Source organism: Lentzea flava, from assembly GCF_014648475.1.
Classification (GTDB): domain Bacteria; phylum Actinomycetota; class Actinomycetes; order Mycobacteriales; family Pseudonocardiaceae; genus Lentzea; species Lentzea flava.
This window is the reverse complement of record NZ_BMRE01000015.1, coordinates 12958-33539: the sequence shown is the minus strand read 5'-3', so window position 1 is coordinate 33539 and position 20582 is coordinate 12958. Positions and strand designations below refer to the sequence as shown.

Here is a 20582-nt window from a genome sequence, read left to right as displayed (position 1 = left end):
TGGGGTCAGGCCGCGAGGGAGAAGTCGTCCTGGCGTGCCGTGATGCGCACGGAGTCGTCGAGCGCGGTAATGCGGACGCTGTCGTCCAGCGCCGTGATGCGCACGGAGTCGTCGTGTGCCGTGATGCGGACGCTGTCGTCGTGCGCGGTGATGCGCACGGAGTCGTCGAGCGCGGTAATACGGACGCTGTCGTCAAGCGCCGTGATGCGCACGGAGTCGTCGTGTGCCGTGATGCGGACGCTGTCGTCGTGCGCGGTAATGCGGACGGAGTCGTCGAGCGCCGTAATGCGGACGCTGTCGTCGAGCGCGGTGATGCGCACCGAGTCGTCCATCGTGATGCGGACCGAGTCGTCCTGAGCCGTGATCCGGACCGAGTCGTCCATCGTGATCCGGACGGAGTCGTTCGCCGTGATGCGGACCGAGTCCTCACGCGCCGTGATCCTGACCGAGTCCTGCCGCGCCGTGATCCGAACGGAGTCCTCACGGGCGGTGATCCGCACCGAATCGGCCATCGTGATCCTGACCGAATCGCTCGCCGTGATGCGGACCGAGTCTGCCATCGTGATGCGCACCGAGTCCGCGGCAGTGATGCGCACCGAATCGGCCGCCGTGATCCGAACGGAGTCGCGCGCCGTGATGCGAACGGAGTCACTTGCCGTGATACGCACTGAATCGTCCTTGTAGCTCGGAAGAGTGATGGACAGGGCCTGGGGGCGGGTCATCGTGAACATTTTGTGTCCTCCAGGACTCTCGGGGCGGGTGCGCAAGACCCGTATAGGTGAAAAGCTAAGAGGTGGGTGTTCCGGGAACAAGACCCCAAACCGGCACCCGTTCGCATCCGACCGGGTGAGGCCTGACCGGGTGTAACCGCTGCGCCGCACGAGAGCACTCATTGCCTCTACTGGCCGGTATGGACACGCTCTGTAGCGTTCAAACCGATGGAACGTGACGTGCGTCATACCGCGAAAGGCCTGTACGGACGTGGTTTCCGAGCGCTCACCGGCGCCTGGGCGGTGTCGCTCGTCGGGGACGGCGTGCGCGTCGTCGCGCTGCCGTTGTTCACCGCCGCGAGCACCCGCAGCCCGCTCGCCGTGTCCGCGGTGGCGGTCGCCACGACCCTGCCGTGGTTGCTCGTCGCGTTGCCCGCGGGGGCGTTCGTGGATCGCTGGAGACCTCGGACCGTTGTCGTGGTGGCACATTGGCTGCGCGCGGGGGTGACCGGACTGCTCGCCCTGGCGGTCCACACCGGACACGCCACGGTCGTCGTCTTGTGCGCCACCGCTTTCGTGCTGACCTCCGCCGAGACGTTCGCGGACTCGGCGTCGCAGGTGCTGCTGGTCGAGCTGGCGGGCCCGGACGACCTGGAGGCGGCGAACGGCAGGTTCGTCACCGTCGAGACCGTCGGGATGGACCTCGCCGGTCCGCTGGCCGCCGCGGTGCTCTTCTGGTGGGCGCCGGCTGCCTGTTTCGCGCTGGACGCGGCCTCGTTCGTCGCCGCCGCAGTGCTGGTGTCCCGCGTGCCGGACGTCGCTCCCGAACGCTCCGGAGGTGATCTTCGCGGGCAGCTGGTGGAGGGCGCGCGGTTCCTCGCGCGGACCCCTGGCCTGCGGTCACTGGTAGTTGCCGTTGCAATCACAGCCGTCTGTGCGGCGGCCGTCAACGCCATGCTGGCCCTCTACTCCATCCAGGTGCTCCGGCTCTCCGAACCGGTGGTTCCCGGCCTGGTGGTGTGCATGGCGGCCGGTGCTCTGCTAGGCGCCTGGGTGTCGCCGCGGCTCGCGTCCCGGTGGGGCGCAGGGCCGGTGATGGTCGGGTTCCTGGCACTTCTGGGCGCTGCGTTCGCGTTGTTCGGGCTCGTGCCGTGGCTGGTGGTGGCCGTGACCGCGTGCGTGCTGTTCGGCGTCGCGTCCGCGGGCTGGAACGTGCTGTCCGCGACCCGCCGCCAACGACTCACACCGGGACCGATGATGGGCCGCGTGACGAGCGCGTACCGCGTGCTGGCGTGGGGCCTGTCGCCGCTGGGTGCCGGTCTCGCCGGGCCGCTCGCGTCGTGGACGTCGCTGGGTGCCGTTTACGTCGTGGCGGGCACGATCGTGGGATTGACCGCGATCACGCTGGCCCGGCCGCTCACGCGCGGCTGAGTTCGGCTACCGTACCGCCGTGACCATCGTGGAGACCGTCCTCGTCTTCGCGCTGATCCCGCTGGCTCTCTACGGCGTGATCATGCTGCTGACGTTGAGGCCCAAGGCCACCCGGATTCCCCGGTACCGGCCCGGCCAGGAGTGGGGCTACGCCCCGGTGTGGTGGAGCGCGAACCCTGCCGGGTTGAGCGCGGACCACCACAGCACCGCCGAGCCCGCGCCGTCGGGCTCGACCGCCAAGGGAGGCGCCCGTGGCAACTGGTAAGGCGATCGAGGCCGTCGACCCGTCGACGCTGCCGGTCGGCGCGGTCGTGACGAACAGCGGCCGCGTCTCCGTGGCGAAGATGTACGAGCCGCACGCCCCGGAGCTGCCGTTCACGTCGGCTCAGCTCGCGCAGCTGGACGAGGCGCTGACGCTCTCCAGCCGCACCACGGGCCTGGACTTCAGCGTGTACCTCGGCGAGCTGGGCTCGTCCTCGCGCGAGCGCGCGGAGGAGCTGCACGCCTCGACCGACCGCCCGTCCCACCACGTCCTCGTGGCCGTGTCGCCGGGCGAGCGCGTCGTCGAGATCGTGACGGGCGAGGAGTCGCACCGCCGCCTCGCCGACCGCGGCGCCAAGCTCGCCGTGATGAGCATGGTGGCGTCCTTCAAGGAGGGCGACCTCGCGGGCGGCCTCGTGTCGGGCCTGCGCATGCTGACCGACCAGGCGGGCAGCGCACCGCGTTCGTAGGTTTCGCACCGGAGAAGGCCCCCGGCGTGCTTGCCGGGGGCCTCTTCACGCGCTGACGTCGTTGCGCGCCACCACGAGGTCGCAGATCTTCTCCCAGCCGAGCCTGCTGTACAGGTGCACACCTTCGTTGGACGAGAACAGCAGCCCGGTCCTCGCCCCTTCCTTCACGGCTTCCCGCGCCAACGTGCCCATGACGACGCTGGCCAGCCCTCGCCGCCGATGCGCCTCCACGGTCCCGATGCGATGTGCGACAGCGTCTTCACCGACGACGGCCATCAGCCCGCTCGCGGCCTCCTCGCCGTCCCGCACCACCCGCACCCCGATGACCGGACCCCGGCGCACCTCCACGGCATAGCCCTCGGGCGCGTCGAACTGCGGATGATCGGCGAGCTCGCACCGCATGAACGTCTCGTCCGGCCGCGCCACGACCAGCCCGGCGGCCTCGATCTCCGCGGCCACCTTCGACGACGCGTGCGTCAGGACGCTCACCCAGTTCGGTTCGTCCGTGGCGGCCACGATCCTGGCCACCGCACCGGTGTCCGCGTCGTCCGCGACGATCCACTCGTACTTGCGGCGCGACCGGTTCACGTGGACGACCAGGTGGCCGTCGCGGTACTCGGACGTCAGGCCGTCGGCGGCGATCCAGCCGCGGTGCCAGCGCTCCACCAGGTCACCGATCATGCTTCGACCGTATGTGAAAAGCCCCGCAACGCGCGAACGCATTGCGGGGCTTCCACAAACAGTGCTCAGGAGCGGTCGAACTCCTGCGCGGCCAGCGCGCGCACGATGCCCGCCCGGCCCTCGGACACCAGGCGGCGCAACGCAGGCGGGTGGTCACCCGCGAGCCACGCGTCGGCGGCCTCCACAGTGGACTTCGCGATCGACCACGCCGGGAACATGCCGACCACCATGGACTGCGCGCGCTCGGAGGTGCGGCGGTCCCACACGCCCTTCACGTCGGCGAAGTAGCGCTCGACGTACGGCGCGAGCAGCTCCTTCTGGCCGGGGTGCGAGATGCCCGCGATGATCGCCTCGCTGACCGCGTTGGGCAGCTCGTCGTCGTTCACCGCGCGGTCCCAGGCCTCGTCCTTGGCCTCGACCGTCGGGCGCAGCGCACGGGCCTGCTGCGCACGGCGGTGACCGGTGGAGGTCGGGTCGCGCTGCTCCTCGGCCTCGATCTCCGGCAGGTCCGCCTTGCCGTGCGCGACCAGGGCCTGCAGCAGACGCCAGCGCAGGTCGGTGTCGACGTCCAGGCCCTCCAGCACGGCGCTTCCGTCGTACCAGCCGCGCAGCACGTCCAAAGTGGACTCGTCCAGCACCGACGACGCCAGCGCGTTCACGAACGCCAGCTGGTGGTCGGAACCAGGCTCGGCGGCCTGGGCCAGCTCCAGGGTCTTCGCCACGAACCGGCGCCAGCCCTCGCCGCGCCAGGAGTCGTCCGCGTAGGACGACAGCGCGGTCTGGGCCTGCAGCAGAAGCCGTTGCACGACACCGACCTCGGACTCGGCGTGCAGACCGCCGAGCACCAGGTTCACGAAGTCGCGGGCCTTCAGCTCCGCCTCGCGGGTCATCTCCCACGCTGCCGACCAGCACAGCGTGCGGGGCAGCGGCTCGGCGATGTCGGAGATGTGGTCGATCAGCGCGGCCAGCGAGTCCGGGTCGAGGCGCATCGTGCAGTACGTGAGGTCGTCGTCGTTGACCAGCACGATCTTGCCGCGGTGGACGCCGACGAGTTCAGGCACCTCGGTGCGGTCGCCCGTCACGTCGAGCTCGTGGCGGTGCGTGCGGACGAGCTTGCCGGAGCCGTCGTCGTCGTACACGCCGATCGCGATGCGGTGCGTGCGCAGCTCGCCCGCGCCCGGACGCGCGCCGCCCTGCAGCACCGCGAACTCGGTGAACTTGCCGTCCACGTCAACGGTGAACTTGGGGCGCAACAGGTTCAGGCCGGTCGTTTCCAGCCACTGCGCGCTCCACCACGACAGGTCGCGGCCGGACGCCTCCTCCAGCGCGCCCAGCAGGTCCGCGAGCGTCGCGTTGCCCCAGGCGTGCTTGGCGAAGTAGACCCGCAGGCCCGCCAGGAAGTTCTCCAGCCCGACGTACGCGACGAGCTGCTTGAGCACCGAAGCGCCCTTGGCGTAGGTGATGCCGTCGAAGTTGACCTCGACCGCCTGCACGTCGGGGATGTCCGCGGCGACGGGGTGCGTCGAGGGCAGCTGGTCCTGCCGGTACGCCCACGACTTCTCGATCTTCGCGAACGTCGTCCACGCCTGGCGGTACTCGGTGGCCTCGGCCTGAGCGAGCACGGACGCCCAGGTGGCGAACGACTCGTTCAGCCACAGGTCGTCCCACCAGCGCATGGTCACGAGGTCGCCGAACCACATGTGCGCCATCTCGTGCAGCACGGTCTCCGCGCGCCGCTCGTAGAGGTAGCGGGTGACGCGGCTGCGGAAGACGTAGTCCTCCAGGAACGTGACGCAGCCCGCGTTCTCCATCGCGCCCGCGTTGAACTCCGGCACGAAGCACTGGTCGTACTTGCCGAACGGGTACTGCACCCCGAACGCCTTGTGGAAGAACCCGAAGCCCTGCTTGGTCTCGGTGAACAGCCGCTCGTGGTCCATGTGCGGAGCGAGCGAGGCACGGCAGTAGATGCCCAGCGGGATGCGGAAGTCGCCCTCGACGAACTCGTCGCGCCACTCGGCGTAGGGACCGGCGACCAGAGCCACGATGTAGGTCGACATCGGCTTGGTGGTGGCGAACGTGTGCACGTCCGCGCCGCCCTCGCCGTCCTCCGTGGCGATGATCTCGCTGTTCGAGATCACCTTCCAGTCGTGCGGAGCCGTCACCTTCATGGAGTAGACGGACTTCAGGTCGGGCTGGTCGAAGCACGCGAACATGCGCTTGGCGTCCGCGGTCTCGAACTGCGAGTACAGGTACACGCCGCCGTCGACCGGGTCGACGAACCGGTGCAGGCCCTCGCCGGTGTTCATGTACCGGCAGTCGGCCTCGACCGTGAGCTCGTTGGTCTCCGCGAGGTCCGGCAGCTTGATGCCGTCCTCCTCGCGGTAGTCGGAGACGTCGAGCTCGCTGCCGTTCAGCACAGCGCGGTGCACGGTCGCCGCCACGATGTCGATCCACGAGGAAGCGCCAGGAGTCCGGCTGCGGAACACCACGGTGGTGGTGGAGCGGAACGTGTCCGAACCCGGCTTTCCGCCGCCGTCGGTCAGGTCCAGCTCGATCCGGTAGGACTCCACTTCCAGCAGCTCAGCACGTTCCTGAGCCTGGTCGCGGGTGAGGTTGGGCGCGGCCACTGGTCACCTCGTCTGCCGCGCGTGTGGTTACGCGCTGACGTCGTCGGGAATGGTTATGACTCCCGCATCCAATCACGGAACCGCCGTGCGGGAAGAGATGACAGGGTGATCTGGTTGGGCTGATGGGGCGATAACGCCACCTACCGTCACTGAAGGGGCACGCATGGCCGACAAGGCGAAGGTCGACTTCTACTTCGACCCTCTTTGTCCGTTCGCCTGGATCACCTCGAGGTGGATCCTCGAGGTGGAGAAGGTCCGCGACATCGACCTCAGCTTCCACGTGATGAGCTTGTCCGTGCTGAACGAGGGTCGTGACCTGCCAGAGCAGTACAAAGAGCTCATGACCAAGGGCTGGGGCCCGGTCCGCGTCGCCATCGCCGCCGAGCAGAAGTTCGGCAACGAGGTGCTGCCGCGGCTGTACACCGCCATGGGCACCCGCATCCACAACGAGGGCAACAAGGACTTCGACGAGGTCATCAAGCTGGCTCTGGCCGACGCCGAGCTCCCGGCGGAGCTGGCCGACGCCGCGAACTCGACCGAGTTCGACGACGAGCTGAAGAAGAGCCACCACCGAGGCATGGACCCGGTCGGCATGGACGTCGGCACCCCGACGATCCACATCGACGGCGTCGCGTTCTTCGGCCCGGTGCTGACCAAGATCCCGCGGGGCGAGGAGGCGGGCACGATCTTCGACGGTGCCCGGATGCTCGCCGGCTTCCCGTACTTCTTCGAGCTCAAGCGCACCCGCACGGGCGACCTGGACTTCAGCTGAATTTTTTGTCGGTGGTGCTCGCTAACGTCATGGGACATGGCACACCACCACGTCGAAGTCGCAGTTCAGGGACCCTGGTCACTGGCTACGTCCCGGGCCTTCTGGGAGGGCTTCACCCCGTCCGCGCTGCCTGAGCGCGAGGGCGAGGCGCTGCGGTCGACGTTCCTGGTCGAGCGTGAGTGGCGCCGTGCTTCGGTCTCCGTGACCCAACGCGGCGCCACTGCCGTCTTGTCCCTGTCCGGCGAAGGCGACCTGGACCTGGCGGCGGCCCAGGTCTGCCGGTTCCTGGCGCTGGACGTCGACGGCCGGGGCTGGCCTGCCGTCGGCACCCGTGATCCGGTGATCGCGGCTGCGCAGGCGGAGTTACCCGGCTTGCGGCCGTGCGGGTTCTACTCGCCGTACGAGGCGGCGGCGTGGTCGGTGCTGTCGCAACGGGTCCGCGTGTCGCAGGCGGCCGCGCTGAAGGCCTCGCTGGTCAGGGATGGCGTGTTCCCGGCGCCCGAGGTCCTGCGCGGGCTCGACCTCGACCTGCCGGGGCGCAAGCCCGAGTACCTGCGCGCGGTGGCCGAGGCGGCGCTCGACGGCCTGCTGGACGCGGTGACGTTGCGCGCTATGAAGCCCGCGGCGGCGGTGCTGGCCGTGCAGCAGATCAAAGGGCTGGGCCCGTTCGCCGCCGAGCTGGTCGTGCTGCGCGGGGCGAACGCTCCGGACGCCGTGCCGCACAACGAGTCCCGGCTCGCCGACGAGGTCCGTGAGCGGTACGGACGGCCGTTGGCGGAGGTGTCCGAGGCGTGGCGGCCGTATCGGACGTGGGCGTCGGTGCATCTCCGGGTGCTGCGGGAGCGGCGGATCGGAGGTGTGATGGCCTCTGCCGGGGCGTGACTGCCGTGCTTCCCGCCCTTCCCGGTGTGGCTTGTTCGCGGGTGGCTGTGCCGGGTTCGCGTCTGCGCTGGCTGTGTGCTGTCGCTGTGCCGACGCACCTCGATCGCGGGCGCGACTGCCGCTCACACCTCCACCGCGCCGCCCTCCCCGCTTCACCGGTCCACCTCGATCGCGGACGTGACCACCGCGACCCGATGTGACAGGCTGGACCGTTGTCAGCGCATTGGGTGTCACATCCGCCTGGAGGGCTCTCGTGATCGAGGTCGTCAACCCCGCCACCGAGGAAGTCGTCGGCACGCTCGCCGAGGGCACACCGGCCGACGCCGACGCGGCCGTTGCCGCCGCGAAGGCCGCGTTCCCGGCCTGGTCGGAGACGTCCGTCGAGGAGCGGGCGAAGGCGGTCCGGGCGATCATCGACGGCCTCCGGGAGCGCGGCGAGGAGCTCGCGCGGACCATGACCCGCGAGATGGGCACGCCCATCACGTTCAGCCAGAAGGTGCAGGTCGCGAACCCCATCGCCATCGCGGAGGGGGTCGCGGACGTGCTGGAGCGCGGCTACTTCGAGCCCGAGGAGATCGGCAACTCGCTGATCCTGCGCGAGCCGATCGGGGTTGTCGCGGCCATCACGCCGTGGAACTTCCCGCTGCAGCAGATGGTCGCCAAGGTCGTGCCGGCACTCGCCGCGGGCAACACCGTGGTCCTCAAGCCGAGCGAGCTCGCGCCGGGGACCGCCGACCTGCTGGCCGAGATCATCACGGCGGCGACTCCGCCCGGCGTCTTCCAGCTGGTGCACGGCACCGGGCCCGTCGTGGGTGAGGCGCTGGCGGCGCACCCGGACGTCGACATGGTGTCGTTCACCGGGTCCACGCGCGCGGGTCGCAGGGTGTCCGCGGTGGCGTCCGAGACGGTCAAGCGGGTCGCGCTGGAGCTGGGCGGCAAGTCCGCCTGCATCGTGCTCGACGACGCGGACTTCGGGCGCGCGGTGAAGATCGCGGTCGCCAACTCGTTCATGAACAACGGTCAGGCGTGCAGCGCGTGGACCCGCCTGCTGGTGCCCGCCGACCGGCACGACGAGGCCGTCGAGCTGGCCGCCGCGGCAGCGAAGAAGTACACCCCTGCCGACCCTGCGGACCCGTCGACGCGCATCGGCCCGGCCGTGTCCAAGGCGCAGCGCGACCGCGTGGTCGGCTACATCCGCAAGGGCGTCGAGGAAGGCGCGCAGCTCGCCGCCGGCGGACCGGAAGCGCCGTTGCCGCAGGGCTTCTACGTCACGCCGACGGTGTTCGGTGGCGTCACGCCGGAGATGACGATCGCGCAGGAGGAGATCTTCGGGCCGGTGTTGTCGGTCATGCCGTACGCGGACGAGGACGACGCGGTGCGCATCGCCAACTCCACCATCTACGGACTGGCGGGCGGTGTGTTCTCCGCGGACACCGACCGTGCGCTGAAGGTCGCCAAGCGCCTGCGCACCGGGCAGGTCGACATCAACGGTGCCGCGTTCAACACCAGCGCGCCGTTCGGCGGCTACCGGCAGTCCGGCAACGGTCGCGAGTTCGGCAGGTTCGGCCTCGACGAGTTCTGCGAGATCAAGTCGATCCAGCGGTAAATGAGCTGCGAGAGCGGCCATGGCGGCGTATCACTGCCGCTATGGCTGACTCAGCGCTGAGCATCAGGACCATCGGGCGATCCGACGTCGACGCGTTCCAGACCGTGATGGCGTGGGCGTTCCTCGCCGATCCTTCCGGCGAGGACAGCAAGTGGCTCAAGGTCCTGGAGCTGGACCGGGCGCACGCGGTGTTCGACGGCGACGAGATGATCGGCACGGCCGGGGTGCTGAGCCGCGAGATCACCGTTCCGGGTGAACGTCAGGTCCCGGTCGGCGCGGTCACGGTGGTGTCGGTGAAGCCGGGCCATCGCCGCCGCGGTGTGGCGTCGCTGCTGATGAAGACGCAGCTGCACGGCATGCACGAGAACGGCGAGGCGATCGCGATCCTCTGGGCGTCGGAGGGCTCGATCTACCGCCGCTTCGGCTACGGCGAGTACGCGACCAGCCTGGCCATGCTGACGATGCCGACGCGCATGGCGTTCCACCCCGGTGTGCGCGTGAGCGACACGCGGATCCGCCAGGTCACGCGGGACGAGGCGATGCCGTTCATGCGCGAGGTGCACGAGCGGGTGCGCCGCACGAAGGTCGGCTGGCTGAGCCGCAGGGCCGAGACCTGGGACGTGCAGCTCGCCGACCGCGAGGTCGACCGCGACGGCCTCACCTCCTACCGGTACGTCCTGCATCCCGAGGGGTACGCGGTGTTCCGCGTGAAGTACCAGGGCGACCCGAGCGGCCCTCAGCACGAACTGCACGTGCGCGAGCTGGTGTGCGAGACCGAACAGGCGTACGCGGACCTCTACCGGTACCTGCTGGACATGGACCTCGCGGGCGCCATCTCCTTCTACACCGCCTGGGACGACCCGATCCTGCACATGGTCGACAACCCGCGGAAGGTGCGCCGCGAGGCCTCCGACGCGTTGTGGCTGCGGATCGTCGACGTCGACCGCGCGTTGCCGCTGCGCCACTATTCGTCCGATGTGGACAGTGTGCTCGAGGTCGAGGACTCCTTCTGCCCGTGGAACAACGGTCGCTGGCGCTTCACGGTCAAGAACGGCGAGGCCACCGTGGCCCGCACCGAGGACCCGGCGGACGTGACGCTGGACGCCGCGGCGCTCGGCAGCGCTTTCCTCGGCGGAGCACGGCTTTCCGTGCTGAAGCGCGCACACCGCGTGGTCGAGCACACGCCAGGACATGTGGATGCGCTCACAATCGCGTTCCTCGGCGCGTACTACCCCCATTGCCCAGAGGTTTTCTGACGGAACTACGACCGGCGTTCACGCGTTGACGGTTTACCTGGTGTGGGAGGTAAGCCGTGGGCACCATCGTGTGGGTGGTTGTACTGGTTCTGCTGGTCGCAGGCGTGTTCTACCTGGTCAGCCAGAGCAATGCGCGCAAGGCGCGGGAACTCGACGACGCCAAGGCGGAGGCCCGCCGGTGGGTCGAGCGGCTGGGCGGGCAGGTGATGAGCCTCACGGGCTCGAACGCCGCGTCCACGCAGGCGCTGGCCGACGCGTCCGAGCGCTTCACCGCCGCCGGGTCGCAGATGGAACAGGCCCGCACGATCCAGCAGGCCCGGCTCGTCACCCAGACCGCGATGGAGGGCCTGCACTACGTCCGCGCCGCGCGTGAGGCCATGGGCATGGATCCCGGTCCCGCGCTGCCCGAGATCGCGGGTCAGAAGCAGGCGGGTGCCGTCAGCGAGGACCGTCAGGTCACCGTCGAGGGCCACCAGTACGCCGCGTCGCCGCACTCCGGTGCCGGCACGCCCTACTACTACCCCGGCGGCATGGTCGCCGGACGCCCGGTGCCGCGTGGGTGGTACTCCGAGCCGTGGTGGAAGCCCGCGCTCGTCGCCGGTGCATGGGGCGTGGGCACGTTCCTGCTGATGGACGCCATGTTCTCCGGCATGCACGGTGTCGGTGACTACGGCATGGCCGACATGGGCATGGGCGACTTCGGCGGCGACATGGGAGACATGGGCGGTGTCGCTGACGTGGGTGACGCCGGTGGCTTCGACTTCGGCGACATGGGCGGGTTCGACTTCTGAAAGTGCTCATCAACTGAGCACTTTCCAGCCGCACCCCAAACCGCCCCGACCGAAAAGTTTCAGGGCTGGCAGACCGGGCACCAGAAGAGGTTGCGGGCCGCCAGTTCCGTGGTCAGGACCTCGGTGCCGCAGATCAGGCACGGCTCACCGGCACGGCGGTAGACGTACACCTCACCGCCGTGCCGATCCACGCGCGGCGCGCGGCCCATGGCTTTGGGCAGGTGCTCCGGGCGGACGGTGTTGATCTGGCCGACCTTCACGCCGTCCTTCATCAGCACGACGAGGTCGTTCCACAGCGTGTCCCACAGTTCCCGGCTGACCTTGTTGCCGACCAGCAACGGGTTCACGTTGTGCCGGAACAACACCTCGGCGCGGTAGACGTTGCCGACGCCCGCGAGGATCTTCTGGTCCATCAGCAGCACGGCGAGCGGCTGCTTCGACCGGATGATCCGCTCGTAGGCGCGGTCGGGGTCGGCGTCTTTGCGCAGTGGGTCGGGCCCGAGCCGCTCGCGGATCGCCTTGACCTCGTCGGAGTTGAGCACTTCACACGCGGTTGGGCCGCGCAGGTCCGTCCAGTGGGTCTCGCCGACCATCCGCATGCGCACCTGGCCGACGGGCAGCAGCACCGGCAGCGGCGACTCCGTGAACGTCCCGTACAGGCCGAGGTGGACGTGCACGATCGCGTCCGGGCCGTAGACGTGGAACAGGTGCTTGCCGTGCGCCTCGGCGCGGACGAGCTTGCGTCCGTCCACGAGGGACGCCGCGAAGCGTCCCTGTGGACTGGTGACGGACACGGGCTTGCCCGCGTACCGGCGCTGGTGCAGGCGCGCCAGGCGGTGCAGCGTGTGGCCTTCAGGCATCAGGCCTTGTTTTCGTGGGCGCTGTTCTCGTGGGCGCTGTTCTCGTACGCGCTGACCTTGTCGATGCGGCGCTGGTGCCGGGGCTCGCCGGAGAACGGCGTCTTGAGGAACGCCGAGACGATCGCCGTCGCCTCCTCGGTGGTGTGCTGACGGGCGCCGATGCCGACCAGGTTGGCGTCGTTGTGCTCGCGGGCGAGCTGCGCGGTGTCGATGTTCCACGCGAGCGCGGCGCGCGCACCCTTCACCTTGTTCGCGGCGATCTGCTCGCCGTTGCCCGAACCGCCGATGACGACGCCGAGGCTGCCGGGGTCGGCCACGACTCGCTCAGCTGCGTCGGTGCAGAACGACACGTAGTCGTCCTGGGCGTCGTACGTGTGGGCACCGACGTCGACGAGCTCGTAGCCCTGCTCGCTGAGAGCCTTGAGAAGGTGGGACTTCAGCTCGAAGCCCGCGTGGTCTGCTGCCAGATAAACGCGCACGTCACGGAGTCTGACACGCTGGTGGGTGTGTTCAGTCAAGAGGGGTACCAGCTGCGGCTGGAGTGGGGGCCCGAGGGCGTCAACGCGCTGCGAGGCTGTGACGTGCTGATTGTCGTGGACGTGCTGTCGTTCACGACCTCTGTCGACCTGGTCGTCGGCAACGGCGGCCAGGTCCGGCCGTCGAGGTGGAAGCCGACGTCGGGCAAGACGCTGCGACCAGCATCACTCGTCGACGCGACGGGAGTGGTCGAGCTGCCGTCGCCGAACGGGTCGAACCTGTGCTTCCTCGCGGCGGAGACAGGGGCGCACGTGCTGGCGGCCTGTCTGCGCAACGCCGAGGCGGTCGCCAAGCGGGCAGCGGAGCTGGGGGAGACGATCGGCGTGATTCCCGGCGGCGAACGGTGGGGACTCGACATCCTCAACTCAGGGCCGCGCGAGTTCGGGCCATTGCGTCCGTGCGTCGAGGACTACCTGGGGGCGGGTGCCGTGCTCGCGGCCTTGCCAGGAGAGGCTTCGCCGGAGGCTCAGCTCGCTGCCACGGCGTTCCGGAACACGGACGTCGCGGCCGCTGTGCGGGCCTGCGGATCGGGACGTGAGCTGATCGAGAACGGCCACCTCGCCGACGTGGATCTCGCGGTGCAGATCGGCGTGAGCGACGTGGCGCCGAAGCTGGTCGACGGGGTGCTGCGGTGATCGAGATCGCGGACGGCGTGTTCATCCGGCGGCACACCGAGCTCGACCTGACCCTCGGCCTCATCACCGGATCAGGTGATTCGCTGCTGGTGGACTCCGGCATGGACCCGGCGCTCGCCACCGAAGTGCGTCCGTCCCGGATCGTGTTGACGCACAACCACTGGGACCACGTGCTGGCAACGGAGGCGTTCCTGCCGTGCGAGGTGTGGGCGCACGAGGACTGCGTCGTGGACGAGACCCTGCTCGAAAGCCGCGCCGTGTACCACTCGGATCCGTTCGAGGGCACGCTCATCCCGCCCACGCACACGTTCCGCGACACCGTGACGCTGGACGTCGGCGGACGCAGGGTCGACCTGTACCACTTCGGGCCGGCGCACACCTCGCACGACGTGATCGTGCACGTGCCGGACGTCGACGTGGTGTTCGCGGGCGACCTGGTCGAGGAAGGCGCGCCCGCCCAGGCCGGCTCGGACGCGACGCCGGGCAACTGGCGGCACGTCCTGGACCGCATGCTGGAGCTGAACCCGCGCATCGTCGTGCCGGGGCACGGCAATCCCGTCGACGCGAAGTTCGTGCGGGAGATGGCGATTCCGGAGGTGGATTAACCCGGCGGCCAGGTCAGTCCGCGCCCGCCCAGGACGTGGCAGTGCACGTGGAAGACGGTCTGGCCGCCGTCCTTGCCGGTGTTGAACACCAGCCGGTAGCCGGACTCGTCGATCCCCTCCTGCTTCGCGACCTGGTGGGCGGTGGCGAGGATCTGGCCCGCGAGCAGCGGGTCGACGTCGCCGATCGCCTGGTGGTGCTCCTTGGGGATCACCAGCACGTGCGTGGGCGCCTTGGGATCGATGTCGCGGAAGGCGAGCGTCGTGTCGGTCTCCGTCACGACGGTCGCCGGGATCTCGCCCGCGACGATGCGGCAGAACAGGCAGTCGGTCACAGCGGCATGCTATTCGGTCCGCTATTGGGCCCGATGGGCTCTGTTGCACTTGCCGTCAGCGATAAATCATGGCCGGGTGAAAGGCGCCAAGCTGCTGGTGATCGTCCGGTGCCTCATCAGTTTCGCGATCGGCGTGCTGCTCCTGGTCCTCGCGATCCGCTTCGGTGAGGCGTTGTGGCGGGCGGTCCAGTAACAGGTCTCTCAGCGGACGAAGCAGAACTCGTTGCCCTCGGGGTCGCGCATCACCTGGAAGCTGCCCTTCTCGTCGGTGTGCACGAGACCTTCGCGGCTGGCGCCCAGGTTCACCGCCTTCACCACAGCGGCCTCGATGTCGTCGACCGCGAAGTCGAGGTGCAGCCGGTTCTTCACGTCCTTGCGCTCGGGCACCGGCTGGAACGACATCCGCGGCCCCTCCGGCGGATCGACGTGCGCCCACCCGTGCGCGCGCTCGACGGGCTCGCCGCCGAGCAGCTCGGCCCAGAACCGCACGAGGCGAGCGGGATCGTTGCTGTCGACGACGATCTGTTCGAGCCTCACGTCTCCACCAGGTTCTCTCGGGCCCACCCGCAGCAGAGGTCGAGCAACGCCAGCAGCTTGCGCCCCTGCCCGGTCAGCTCGTACTCCACGCGCGGAGGGTTCTCGTCGTACTCGGTGCGCGTGACTGTGCCGTCCCGCTCCATCGCCCGCAACGTCTCGGTGAGCACCTTGGGCGTCACCACCGGCATACCGGCGCGCAGCTGGGTGAACCTCCGCCGCCCGCCCTGCAGCCCTCGCAACACGTGGGCGGTCCACTTGTCACCGATGCGGTACGGCAACTCGACGCATTCCACCTGGTCACCCCCGATATCGTTGCGGAAACCGGCCACCGGCACCCTACCTTCGCGCTCATGGCGAAGATCGTTGTTTTCGGAGCGTCCGGCCAGGCCGGACGGGAGATCGCGGCCGCGGCAGAGGCCCGCGGCCACGAGGTCACGAGGATCGGCAGAAACCCTGGCGTCCAGGCGGCGCCACAGGTGGCCGCGGGCCACGACGTCGCGGTGAGCGCGGTGGTCGACCTGTCCCGCGACCCCGCGGAGTTCTACACGGAGGCGGCCAACGCTCTGGTGGCGTCCGGCGTGGGCCGCATCATCGTGGTGGGCATCTACCCGCTGCTGGAAACCGCACCGGGCGTACGCCTGGTCGACTCCCCGGACTTCCCGCCCGAGCACCGCCCGTTCTGCCTGGGCCACGCGGCAGGCGTCGAGGTGCTGGCCAAGTCCACCGCAAACTGGCTGGTGATGAGCCCGGCAGGAATGTTCGGCGGCAAGCCCACCGGCAAGTACCAGTTCGCCCCGGTCAACGCGTCCGACGAGCTGACCTACGCCGACTTCGCCCTGGCCGTGGCCGACGAAATCGACCACCCAACCCACCACCGCACCCAAGTAGGCGTGGCCTCCCTGTGACACTCCTCACCACACGTCACGGGCGCGCACTCGAAGAGCGGCCCCCGAAAGTCAGCCGTGGTCTACCTGTCGTGCGTGGCGTGAAAGGCGCGGACTTCGTGGGCTCGCCTTTCGGCGGTGCTGGAACCCAGACCACCGTCGGGCTCATGCCGTTCACTGGACGACACGCCCCGACTCGCACCGGGGAGCACGCCGACGACCCCCGTGGTAGACCTCGCAGCGCCGCGCATGCGGACCCAGTCATGCAGGGTTGGCCTGCGGGCACTCGCAGCTGACCGAGATGGCGGGGCGTTGCCCCGGCGAGGTCCGAGCGCGACGCTCGAAGAATGGCGATAGGCCAGGTGGTCTGCGCTCCCACACCCCCGCCCAACCGGCATTGACGAGGCTCCGAGGGCTCGCCCTCAGCGAGAGTCGGTGGAGCGTGTCGCCCAGTGATCGGCGTAAGCCGCGACAACGGTCTGCGCCTTTCCCGGCCCCCGACACAGGTGCCCGACCCGGCATCGATGGGGGTCCGGGGGCTCGCCCCCGGCGGGGGTCTGGGGGCTCGGCCCCCAGATAAAAAGGCGAGAGGCCGACGGGGGTCTGCGCCTTTCCCGGCCCCCGACACAGGTGCCCGACCCGGCATCGATGGGGGTCCGGGGGCTCGCCCCCGGCGGGGGTCTGGGGGCTCGGCCCCCAGATAAAAAGGCGAGAGGCCGACGGGGTCTGCGCTCTCCGCAGACACACGTCGGCCTCGGCCGCGAGCGGGCGACGGGAATCGAACCCGCGTAGCTAGTTTGGAAGACTAGGGCTCTACCATTGAGCTACGCCCGCGTTGCCGCCCCCTGAGGGGCTGCGGTCAATACCTTAGCGGAGGGCGGTAAGCTGGTTCCAACCGGGGCGTGGCGCAGTTTGGTAGCGCACCCGCTTTGGGAGCGGGGGGTCGCAGGTTCAAATCCTGTCGCCCCGATCGGTTGACGAAACCCGCAGCGGTACAACGCTGCGGGTTTTCGCATCTAACGCACCAGGTAGCGGCTGGCCCACGCCGCGAGCACCTCGGCCACGTAGGTCGCGTCCGCGCGGTTGGTGAGCAGGTGGTCGGCGCCGTCCAGGGAGACGAACGACTTGGGGTGGCGGGCCGCGTCGAAGACGAGTCGGGCGTTGTCGATGCCGACCAGGTTGTCCTGAGGTGAGTGCATGACCAGCAGTGCGCGGTTCAGGCCCGCGATGCACGCTGTCTGGTTCTGCTGCTTGATGTCGGCGAGGAAGTCGTTGCTGATGCGGAACGAGCGGCCGGCCAGCAGCACTTCGGCGACGCCGTTGGTTTCGATGTCGGCCGTGGACGGGCCGATCAGGTGCTCGACGTGGGCGGTGTCGGCAGGGGCGCCGATCGTGACCACGGCGCGGACCTCGGGGATGCGGTGGGCCGCGGCGAGGACGGCCGCGCCGCCCAGGGAGTGTCCGATGAGGACGCTCGGGGCGCCCGCGGTGTCGCGCAGGTGGTTGGCGGCGCACACCAGGTCGTCGACATTGGACGTGAACGTGGTGTTGGCGAAGTCGCCGTCGGACTGGCCGAGGCCGGTGAAGTCGAAGCGCAGCACGGCGACGCCGCGGGCGGCGAGTTCGCGGGAGATCCGGGACGCGGCCACCGAGTCCTTGCCGCAGGTGAAGCAGTGGGCGAACACCGCGGTCGCGACCACCGGTCCCGCGGGCAGTTCGAGGCGGCCGGCCAGCGAGTGTCCGTCCGCGCCCGCGAAGACCGCTTTCCTGTTGTCCATACAGCCAGTGTGGACCCCCGATTAGGGTCTGCACGTGCGCTACCAGTACCTCGACGCCCGGCTGCGGCAGGCGTTCGACGACGCCGGGCTCGACCGCGGGCAGCGGGCGCTGCTGCAGGGTGTGCTGCGGGCGCTCGACCCCGACGCGCACCTCGGCGAGCACGTGGCCGGGCTCAACAGCGCCTTCCTGGCCGTCACGCGGGCGCAGACGGCGCTCGACAGCCACGCCACCGAGGACCAGCCGCGGTGGAACCTGTTGCGCCGCATCATCACCACCTCGCTCGCGTGCATGGACGCCGCCGCGCCCGCTTACGTCCACGGTGGCGCCAAGGAGCTCGCCGAGGCGCGCCAGACGCTTCTCGACGTCGACGCGGCCATCGCGGTGGACGCGCAGAAGCTCGACCCGCAGGTCACGGCCGCGGCGGCGCGGAAGCTGGATCCGCGGGCACTGGAAACAGCGGTCCGGCAGTGGATCACTCCACTGTGGAACGGCGTGGAGCTTCCGCTGCGGGCCAGGATGATCGCCGAGGTCGCGGTCGTGGTGGCGGTGCACGGCAGGGACGGCAGGCAGCTCAGGTCGGATCTGCTGCGGTGGCTCAAGAAGCCCGGCGACGACCTCGAAGGTGTGTTGTGGCCGGAACCGCGCAGGCACGTGGTGGCGCTGGTGGTGCGGGGCGCGCGGGTGTTGCGGCATTTGGACGCGCTGCTGCCCCGCGCGCGGCAGGAGCCGTTGCACCGCAACAGGTTGCCGAAGGACGACTTCCTCAAGGACGCCGTGGAGGGGTCGTCGGTGCTGGTGCGGCTGCCGGTCGACGCGGCGGACGCGCACACGGCGGCGTTGCGGGGGCGGCGGATGCTCAGCGAGGCGCTCGACCAGTACGCGGCGGGGGAGCGGCTCACCGAGTTGAACATCGCGCCGCTGTGGCAGGTCAGCGGTCCGACCGGGCGGGTCACGCGTGGTGCCGAGCACCGGCGCACGGTCGGCAACGCCTACCCGCTCACGGCGTACTGGCCCGCCGACCTGCGCAGTGCGATGCGGGTGGCGAACCTGGCCAGGCAGATCTCCGCGAGCACGGCACCGATGGCCAGTGCCGGGCTGGCGTGGAGTGCGCTGGAGGCGACCGGGCTGGATCCGAGCAAGATCCCGTGGCTCGCGAAGGCGTGCGCGCTGCAGATGTTGCGGCAGCACCTGGTGAGCTTGCACGTCATCGTCACGAATCACGACGAGGAGCTGCGCGGGCCGCTCGACGCGCACGTCCCGACGACCGGTGTGAAGCACCACCTGAAGTCCGTCGACGCCTGGGTGGAAGTGCTGATCAGGCACAACCGCCCGAAAGAACAGCTCAAGGCCGCCCAGGACGCCGTCACCGCGCTCGCCGAGAACGAGGGCGGGCTCGTCCAGGACCTGGTCGAGGTGTGGCGGACGCGGCTCGCGGACTCCACGACGCTGGCGGGCTGGTTGCGGGAGCAGGAGGACACCGCCACCGCGGTGCTGGAATGGCTCTACGTCACCAGGAACCTGGCGTTCCACGCCGGACGGTACGCGACACCGGCTGATGAACTGACCGCGCAGGCCGGGCAGGCGGTCGCGGACCTGACGCTCGAGTTCCTCGGCAACTGGCGCACCGTGGAGAGGCTGCGGGGCGAGCCCGAGACGGCGGCCGTGGAGATCTACCGCCGGCTCGCCCAGCGCAAGGATCAGCTGGAGGCCCGGCTCAAGCGAGCCGGGTCCGTCCGCCGGCTGAGCGTCGAGGACATCTCCGGCCCCGACGAGAAGTGGTGGTCGAGGACCACCACCTCCAGTTAGGGCTTGGCCTTCGTCAGCCAGTCGTCGACGCGGTCGGGGTTGGCCTCGATCCACCGCCGTGCCGCCTCGTCCGGCGACATCTTGTACTTGGCGATGAACGACGCGACCGCGTTCTGCTCCTCGTTGCTCCACTGGAAGTTCTGGACCAGCCGCGCGGCGGGGCCGCCCTTGTCCATGAACTTCTTGGAGGCGATCTTGTCGAGCTCGTAGCGCGGGTAGTCGCAGGCGACCTTGGCCGCGTCCGCGTCACAGCCCGCCTTGTACTCGGGCAGGTCGACCTTGACCAGCTCGATGTCGAGGTGCAGCCACTGCGGCTCGAAGAAGTAGCCGATCAGCGGCGTCTTCTTCTCCTCGGCCTGGCGGAACGCCTTGATCAGCGCCTGCTCGCTGCCCGCGTAGACGACCTTGTAGTTGAGGCCCAGGTTCTTCACCAGGGCCTCGTCGTTGGTCACGTACGAGGGATCGCCGTCGAGCACCTGGCCCTTGCCCTCGGACTGCGCGGTCTTGAACAGGTCCGCGTACTTGTTGAGGTTCTGGTAGTTCGTGATGTCCGGGTAGGTCTTCTTCATCCACGGCGGCACGTACCAGCCGATCACGCCCTTGTTGCCGGACGGGCCGACGCGCACGGCGGTGTGCTTCTCCTCGATGTACTTCTGCTTGAGGTCCTCGTGACCCCAGTTCTCGAGGATCACGTCGATCTCGCCGGAGTCGAGGCCCTGCCAGGCCGTCTGCTCGTCGACTTCCTTCTTCGTCACCTTGCAGCCGAGCCGCTTCTCGGCGAGGTACGCGATGACCGCGGCGTTGGCCTCGTAGCCGACCCACGGGTTGACCGCGATGGTGATGGAGTCGCAGGGTTCGGTTGGTGCCGCCGAACTGGAGCGGGGTGACGCTGTTGATCCACTGCCACATCCGGCAACTGTCAACACGAGCGTCATTGCCAGAGCGATTCTGGGGGCTTGCACGAACAGCTCCTCGTCGAGGGGGTGGCGGTGCAGGAGACCGCTCAGTTCAGCTTTTCCCGATCGATCTGTGGCAGTCAAGTCATGGGATGATTGGTTGTCCACAAAGGACTTTATTTGTATCAGCCCTTGACCGTACTCGTGTGAGGGTCGATGCTGTC

The 20582-nt window shown here is 69.2% G+C and carries 22 protein-coding genes and 2 tRNA genes; 13 read left to right on the top strand and 11 right to left on the bottom strand.

Annotated elements, in window-relative coordinates:
* Positions 1-5 precede the first annotated feature (5 nt).
* A complete protein-coding gene (locus tag IEZ09_RS19050; protein ID WP_189255073.1) occupies positions 6-668 on the bottom strand; it encodes a DUF2345 domain-containing protein in 663 nt (220 codons plus the stop codon).
* Between the two features lie 270 nt (positions 669-938).
* Here IEZ09_RS19050 and IEZ09_RS19045 point away from each other — a divergent pair, with 270 nt between their 5' ends.
* From IEZ09_RS19045 to IEZ09_RS19035, 3 genes are read left to right on the top strand one after another with little or no spacing between them, the layout of a single operon-like run.
* Complete coding sequence (locus IEZ09_RS19045; RefSeq protein WP_189255072.1) at positions 939-2141, top strand: MFS transporter; 1203 nt, start codon at positions 939-941, stop codon at positions 2139-2141.
* Between the two features lie 19 nt (positions 2142-2160).
* The gene (ctaJ, locus tag IEZ09_RS19040; protein WP_189255071.1) at positions 2161-2406 is read left to right on the top strand and encodes an aa3-type cytochrome oxidase subunit CtaJ; all 246 of its coding nucleotides are present in this window, start codon (positions 2161-2163) and stop codon (positions 2404-2406) included.
* A complete protein-coding gene (locus IEZ09_RS19035; RefSeq protein WP_189255070.1) occupies positions 2393-2872 on the top strand; it encodes a DUF5130 family protein in 480 nt (159 codons plus the stop codon). Before ctaJ ends, IEZ09_RS19035 begins: the two co-directional genes overlap by 14 nt.
* Before the next feature lie 45 nt (positions 2873-2917).
* Here the strand turns inward: IEZ09_RS19035 and IEZ09_RS19030 are convergent, their stop codons facing one another.
* Positions 2918-3553: a GNAT family N-acetyltransferase gene (locus tag IEZ09_RS19030; RefSeq protein WP_189255069.1), complete on the bottom strand. Its 636-nt coding sequence runs from the start codon at positions 3551-3553 to the stop codon at positions 2918-2920.
* A 65-nt stretch (positions 3554-3618) separates the two neighbouring features.
* On the bottom strand, positions 3619-6180 hold the full coding sequence (gene pepN, locus IEZ09_RS19025; protein ID WP_189255068.1) for an aminopeptidase N: 2562 nt from the start codon (positions 6178-6180) through the stop codon (positions 3619-3621).
* Between the two features lie 163 nt (positions 6181-6343).
* Between pepN and IEZ09_RS19020 the strand changes: the two genes are divergently transcribed.
* From IEZ09_RS19020 to IEZ09_RS19000, 5 genes are all read left to right on the top strand, one after another.
* On the top strand, positions 6344-6952 hold the full coding sequence (locus IEZ09_RS19020) for a mycothiol-dependent nitroreductase Rv2466c family protein (RefSeq protein WP_189255067.1): 609 nt from the start codon (positions 6344-6346) through the stop codon (positions 6950-6952).
* Positions 6953-6988: 36 nt separating this feature from the next.
* Positions 6989-7834 carry a DNA-3-methyladenine glycosylase family protein gene (locus IEZ09_RS19015; RefSeq protein WP_189255066.1) on the top strand — a complete coding sequence of 282 codons (846 nt, stop codon included), beginning with the start codon at positions 6989-6991 and terminating at the stop codon, positions 7832-7834.
* 253 nt (positions 7835-8087) lie between these two features.
* The gene (locus tag IEZ09_RS19010; protein WP_189255065.1) at positions 8088-9440 is read left to right on the top strand and encodes an aldehyde dehydrogenase family protein; all 1353 of its coding nucleotides are present in this window, start codon (positions 8088-8090) and stop codon (positions 9438-9440) included.
* 41 nt (positions 9441-9481) lie between these two features.
* The gene (locus tag IEZ09_RS19005; protein ID WP_189255064.1) at positions 9482-10696 is read left to right on the top strand and encodes a GNAT family N-acetyltransferase; all 1215 of its coding nucleotides are present in this window, start codon (positions 9482-9484) and stop codon (positions 10694-10696) included.
* 56 nt (positions 10697-10752) lie between these two features.
* Positions 10753-11487, top strand: a complete 735-nt coding sequence (locus IEZ09_RS19000) for a hypothetical protein (RefSeq protein ID WP_189255063.1) — start codon at positions 10753-10755, stop codon at positions 11485-11487.
* Between the two features lie 59 nt (positions 11488-11546).
* On the opposite strand, the gene IEZ09_RS18995 is transcribed toward IEZ09_RS19000, so the two are convergent.
* A complete protein-coding gene (locus tag IEZ09_RS18995; RefSeq protein ID WP_189255062.1) occupies positions 11547-12347 on the bottom strand; it encodes an Fpg/Nei family DNA glycosylase in 801 nt (266 codons plus the stop codon).
* Entirely contained in the window at positions 12347-12826 is a 480-nt protein-coding gene (locus IEZ09_RS18990) for a ribose-5-phosphate isomerase (protein WP_189255061.1), read from the bottom strand. The genes IEZ09_RS18995 and IEZ09_RS18990 overlap by 1 nt, the downstream gene beginning before the upstream one ends.
* A gap of 27 nt (positions 12827-12853) precedes the next feature.
* Between IEZ09_RS18990 and IEZ09_RS18985 the strand changes: the two genes are divergently transcribed.
* Both IEZ09_RS18985 and IEZ09_RS18980 read left to right on the top strand, forming a co-directional pair.
* Positions 12854-13519, top strand: a complete 666-nt coding sequence (locus tag IEZ09_RS18985; RefSeq protein WP_440590321.1) for a 2-phosphosulfolactate phosphatase — start codon at positions 12854-12856, stop codon at positions 13517-13519.
* Positions 13516-14124, top strand: coding sequence for an MBL fold metallo-hydrolase (locus tag IEZ09_RS18980; RefSeq protein WP_189255059.1), 609 nt, complete (start codon positions 13516-13518; stop codon positions 14122-14124). The genes IEZ09_RS18985 and IEZ09_RS18980 overlap by 4 nt, the downstream gene beginning before the upstream one ends.
* On the opposite strand, the gene IEZ09_RS18975 is transcribed toward IEZ09_RS18980, so the two are convergent.
* The 3 genes from IEZ09_RS18975 to IEZ09_RS18965 form a co-directional block, all read right to left on the bottom strand.
* Positions 14121-14456, bottom strand: a complete 336-nt coding sequence (locus IEZ09_RS18975; RefSeq protein ID WP_189255058.1) for a histidine triad nucleotide-binding protein — start codon at positions 14454-14456, stop codon at positions 14121-14123. The two genes, IEZ09_RS18980 and IEZ09_RS18975, sit on opposite strands and share 4 nt — an antisense overlap.
* A 201-nt stretch (positions 14457-14657) precedes the next feature.
* Positions 14658-14993, bottom strand: coding sequence for a VOC family protein (locus tag IEZ09_RS18970; RefSeq protein ID WP_189255057.1), 336 nt, complete (start codon positions 14991-14993; stop codon positions 14658-14660).
* Positions 14990-15286: a winged helix-turn-helix transcriptional regulator gene (locus IEZ09_RS18965; RefSeq protein WP_229812706.1), complete on the bottom strand. Its 297-nt coding sequence runs from the start codon at positions 15284-15286 to the stop codon at positions 14990-14992. Before IEZ09_RS18965 ends, IEZ09_RS18970 begins: the two co-directional genes overlap by 4 nt.
* A 57-nt stretch (positions 15287-15343) precedes the next feature.
* Here IEZ09_RS18965 and IEZ09_RS18960 point away from each other — a divergent pair, with 57 nt between their 5' ends.
* Positions 15344-15898 carry an NAD(P)-dependent oxidoreductase gene (locus IEZ09_RS18960; RefSeq protein WP_189255055.1) on the top strand — a complete coding sequence of 185 codons (555 nt, stop codon included), beginning with the start codon at positions 15344-15346 and terminating at the stop codon, positions 15896-15898.
* A 742-nt stretch (positions 15899-16640) separates the two neighbouring features.
* Here the strand turns inward: IEZ09_RS18960 and IEZ09_RS18955 are convergent.
* Positions 16641-16711 (bottom strand) — tRNA-Gly (locus IEZ09_RS18955).
* A 62-nt stretch (positions 16712-16773) separates the two neighbouring features.
* Between IEZ09_RS18955 and IEZ09_RS18950 the strand changes: the two genes are divergently transcribed.
* Positions 16774-16847, top strand: a tRNA-Pro gene (locus IEZ09_RS18950).
* Positions 16848-16893: 46 nt separating this feature from the next.
* Here IEZ09_RS18950 and IEZ09_RS18945 read toward each other — a convergent pair.
* The gene (locus IEZ09_RS18945; RefSeq protein ID WP_189255054.1) at positions 16894-17655 is read right to left on the bottom strand and encodes an alpha/beta hydrolase family protein; all 762 of its coding nucleotides are present in this window, start codon (positions 17653-17655) and stop codon (positions 16894-16896) included.
* Positions 17656-17689: 34 nt separating this feature from the next.
* On the opposite strand from IEZ09_RS18945, the gene IEZ09_RS18940 reads away from it, so the two are divergent.
* Positions 17690-19462 carry a hypothetical protein gene (locus IEZ09_RS18940; protein ID WP_189255053.1) on the top strand — a complete coding sequence of 591 codons (1773 nt, stop codon included), beginning with the start codon at positions 17690-17692 and terminating at the stop codon, positions 19460-19462.
* On the opposite strand, the gene IEZ09_RS18935 is transcribed toward IEZ09_RS18940, so the two are convergent.
* On the bottom strand, positions 19459-20424 hold the full coding sequence (locus tag IEZ09_RS18935; protein ID WP_229812705.1) for an ABC transporter substrate-binding protein: 966 nt from the start codon (positions 20422-20424) through the stop codon (positions 19459-19461). The genes IEZ09_RS18940 and IEZ09_RS18935 overlap by 4 nt on opposite strands.
* Positions 20425-20582 lie beyond the last annotated feature (158 nt).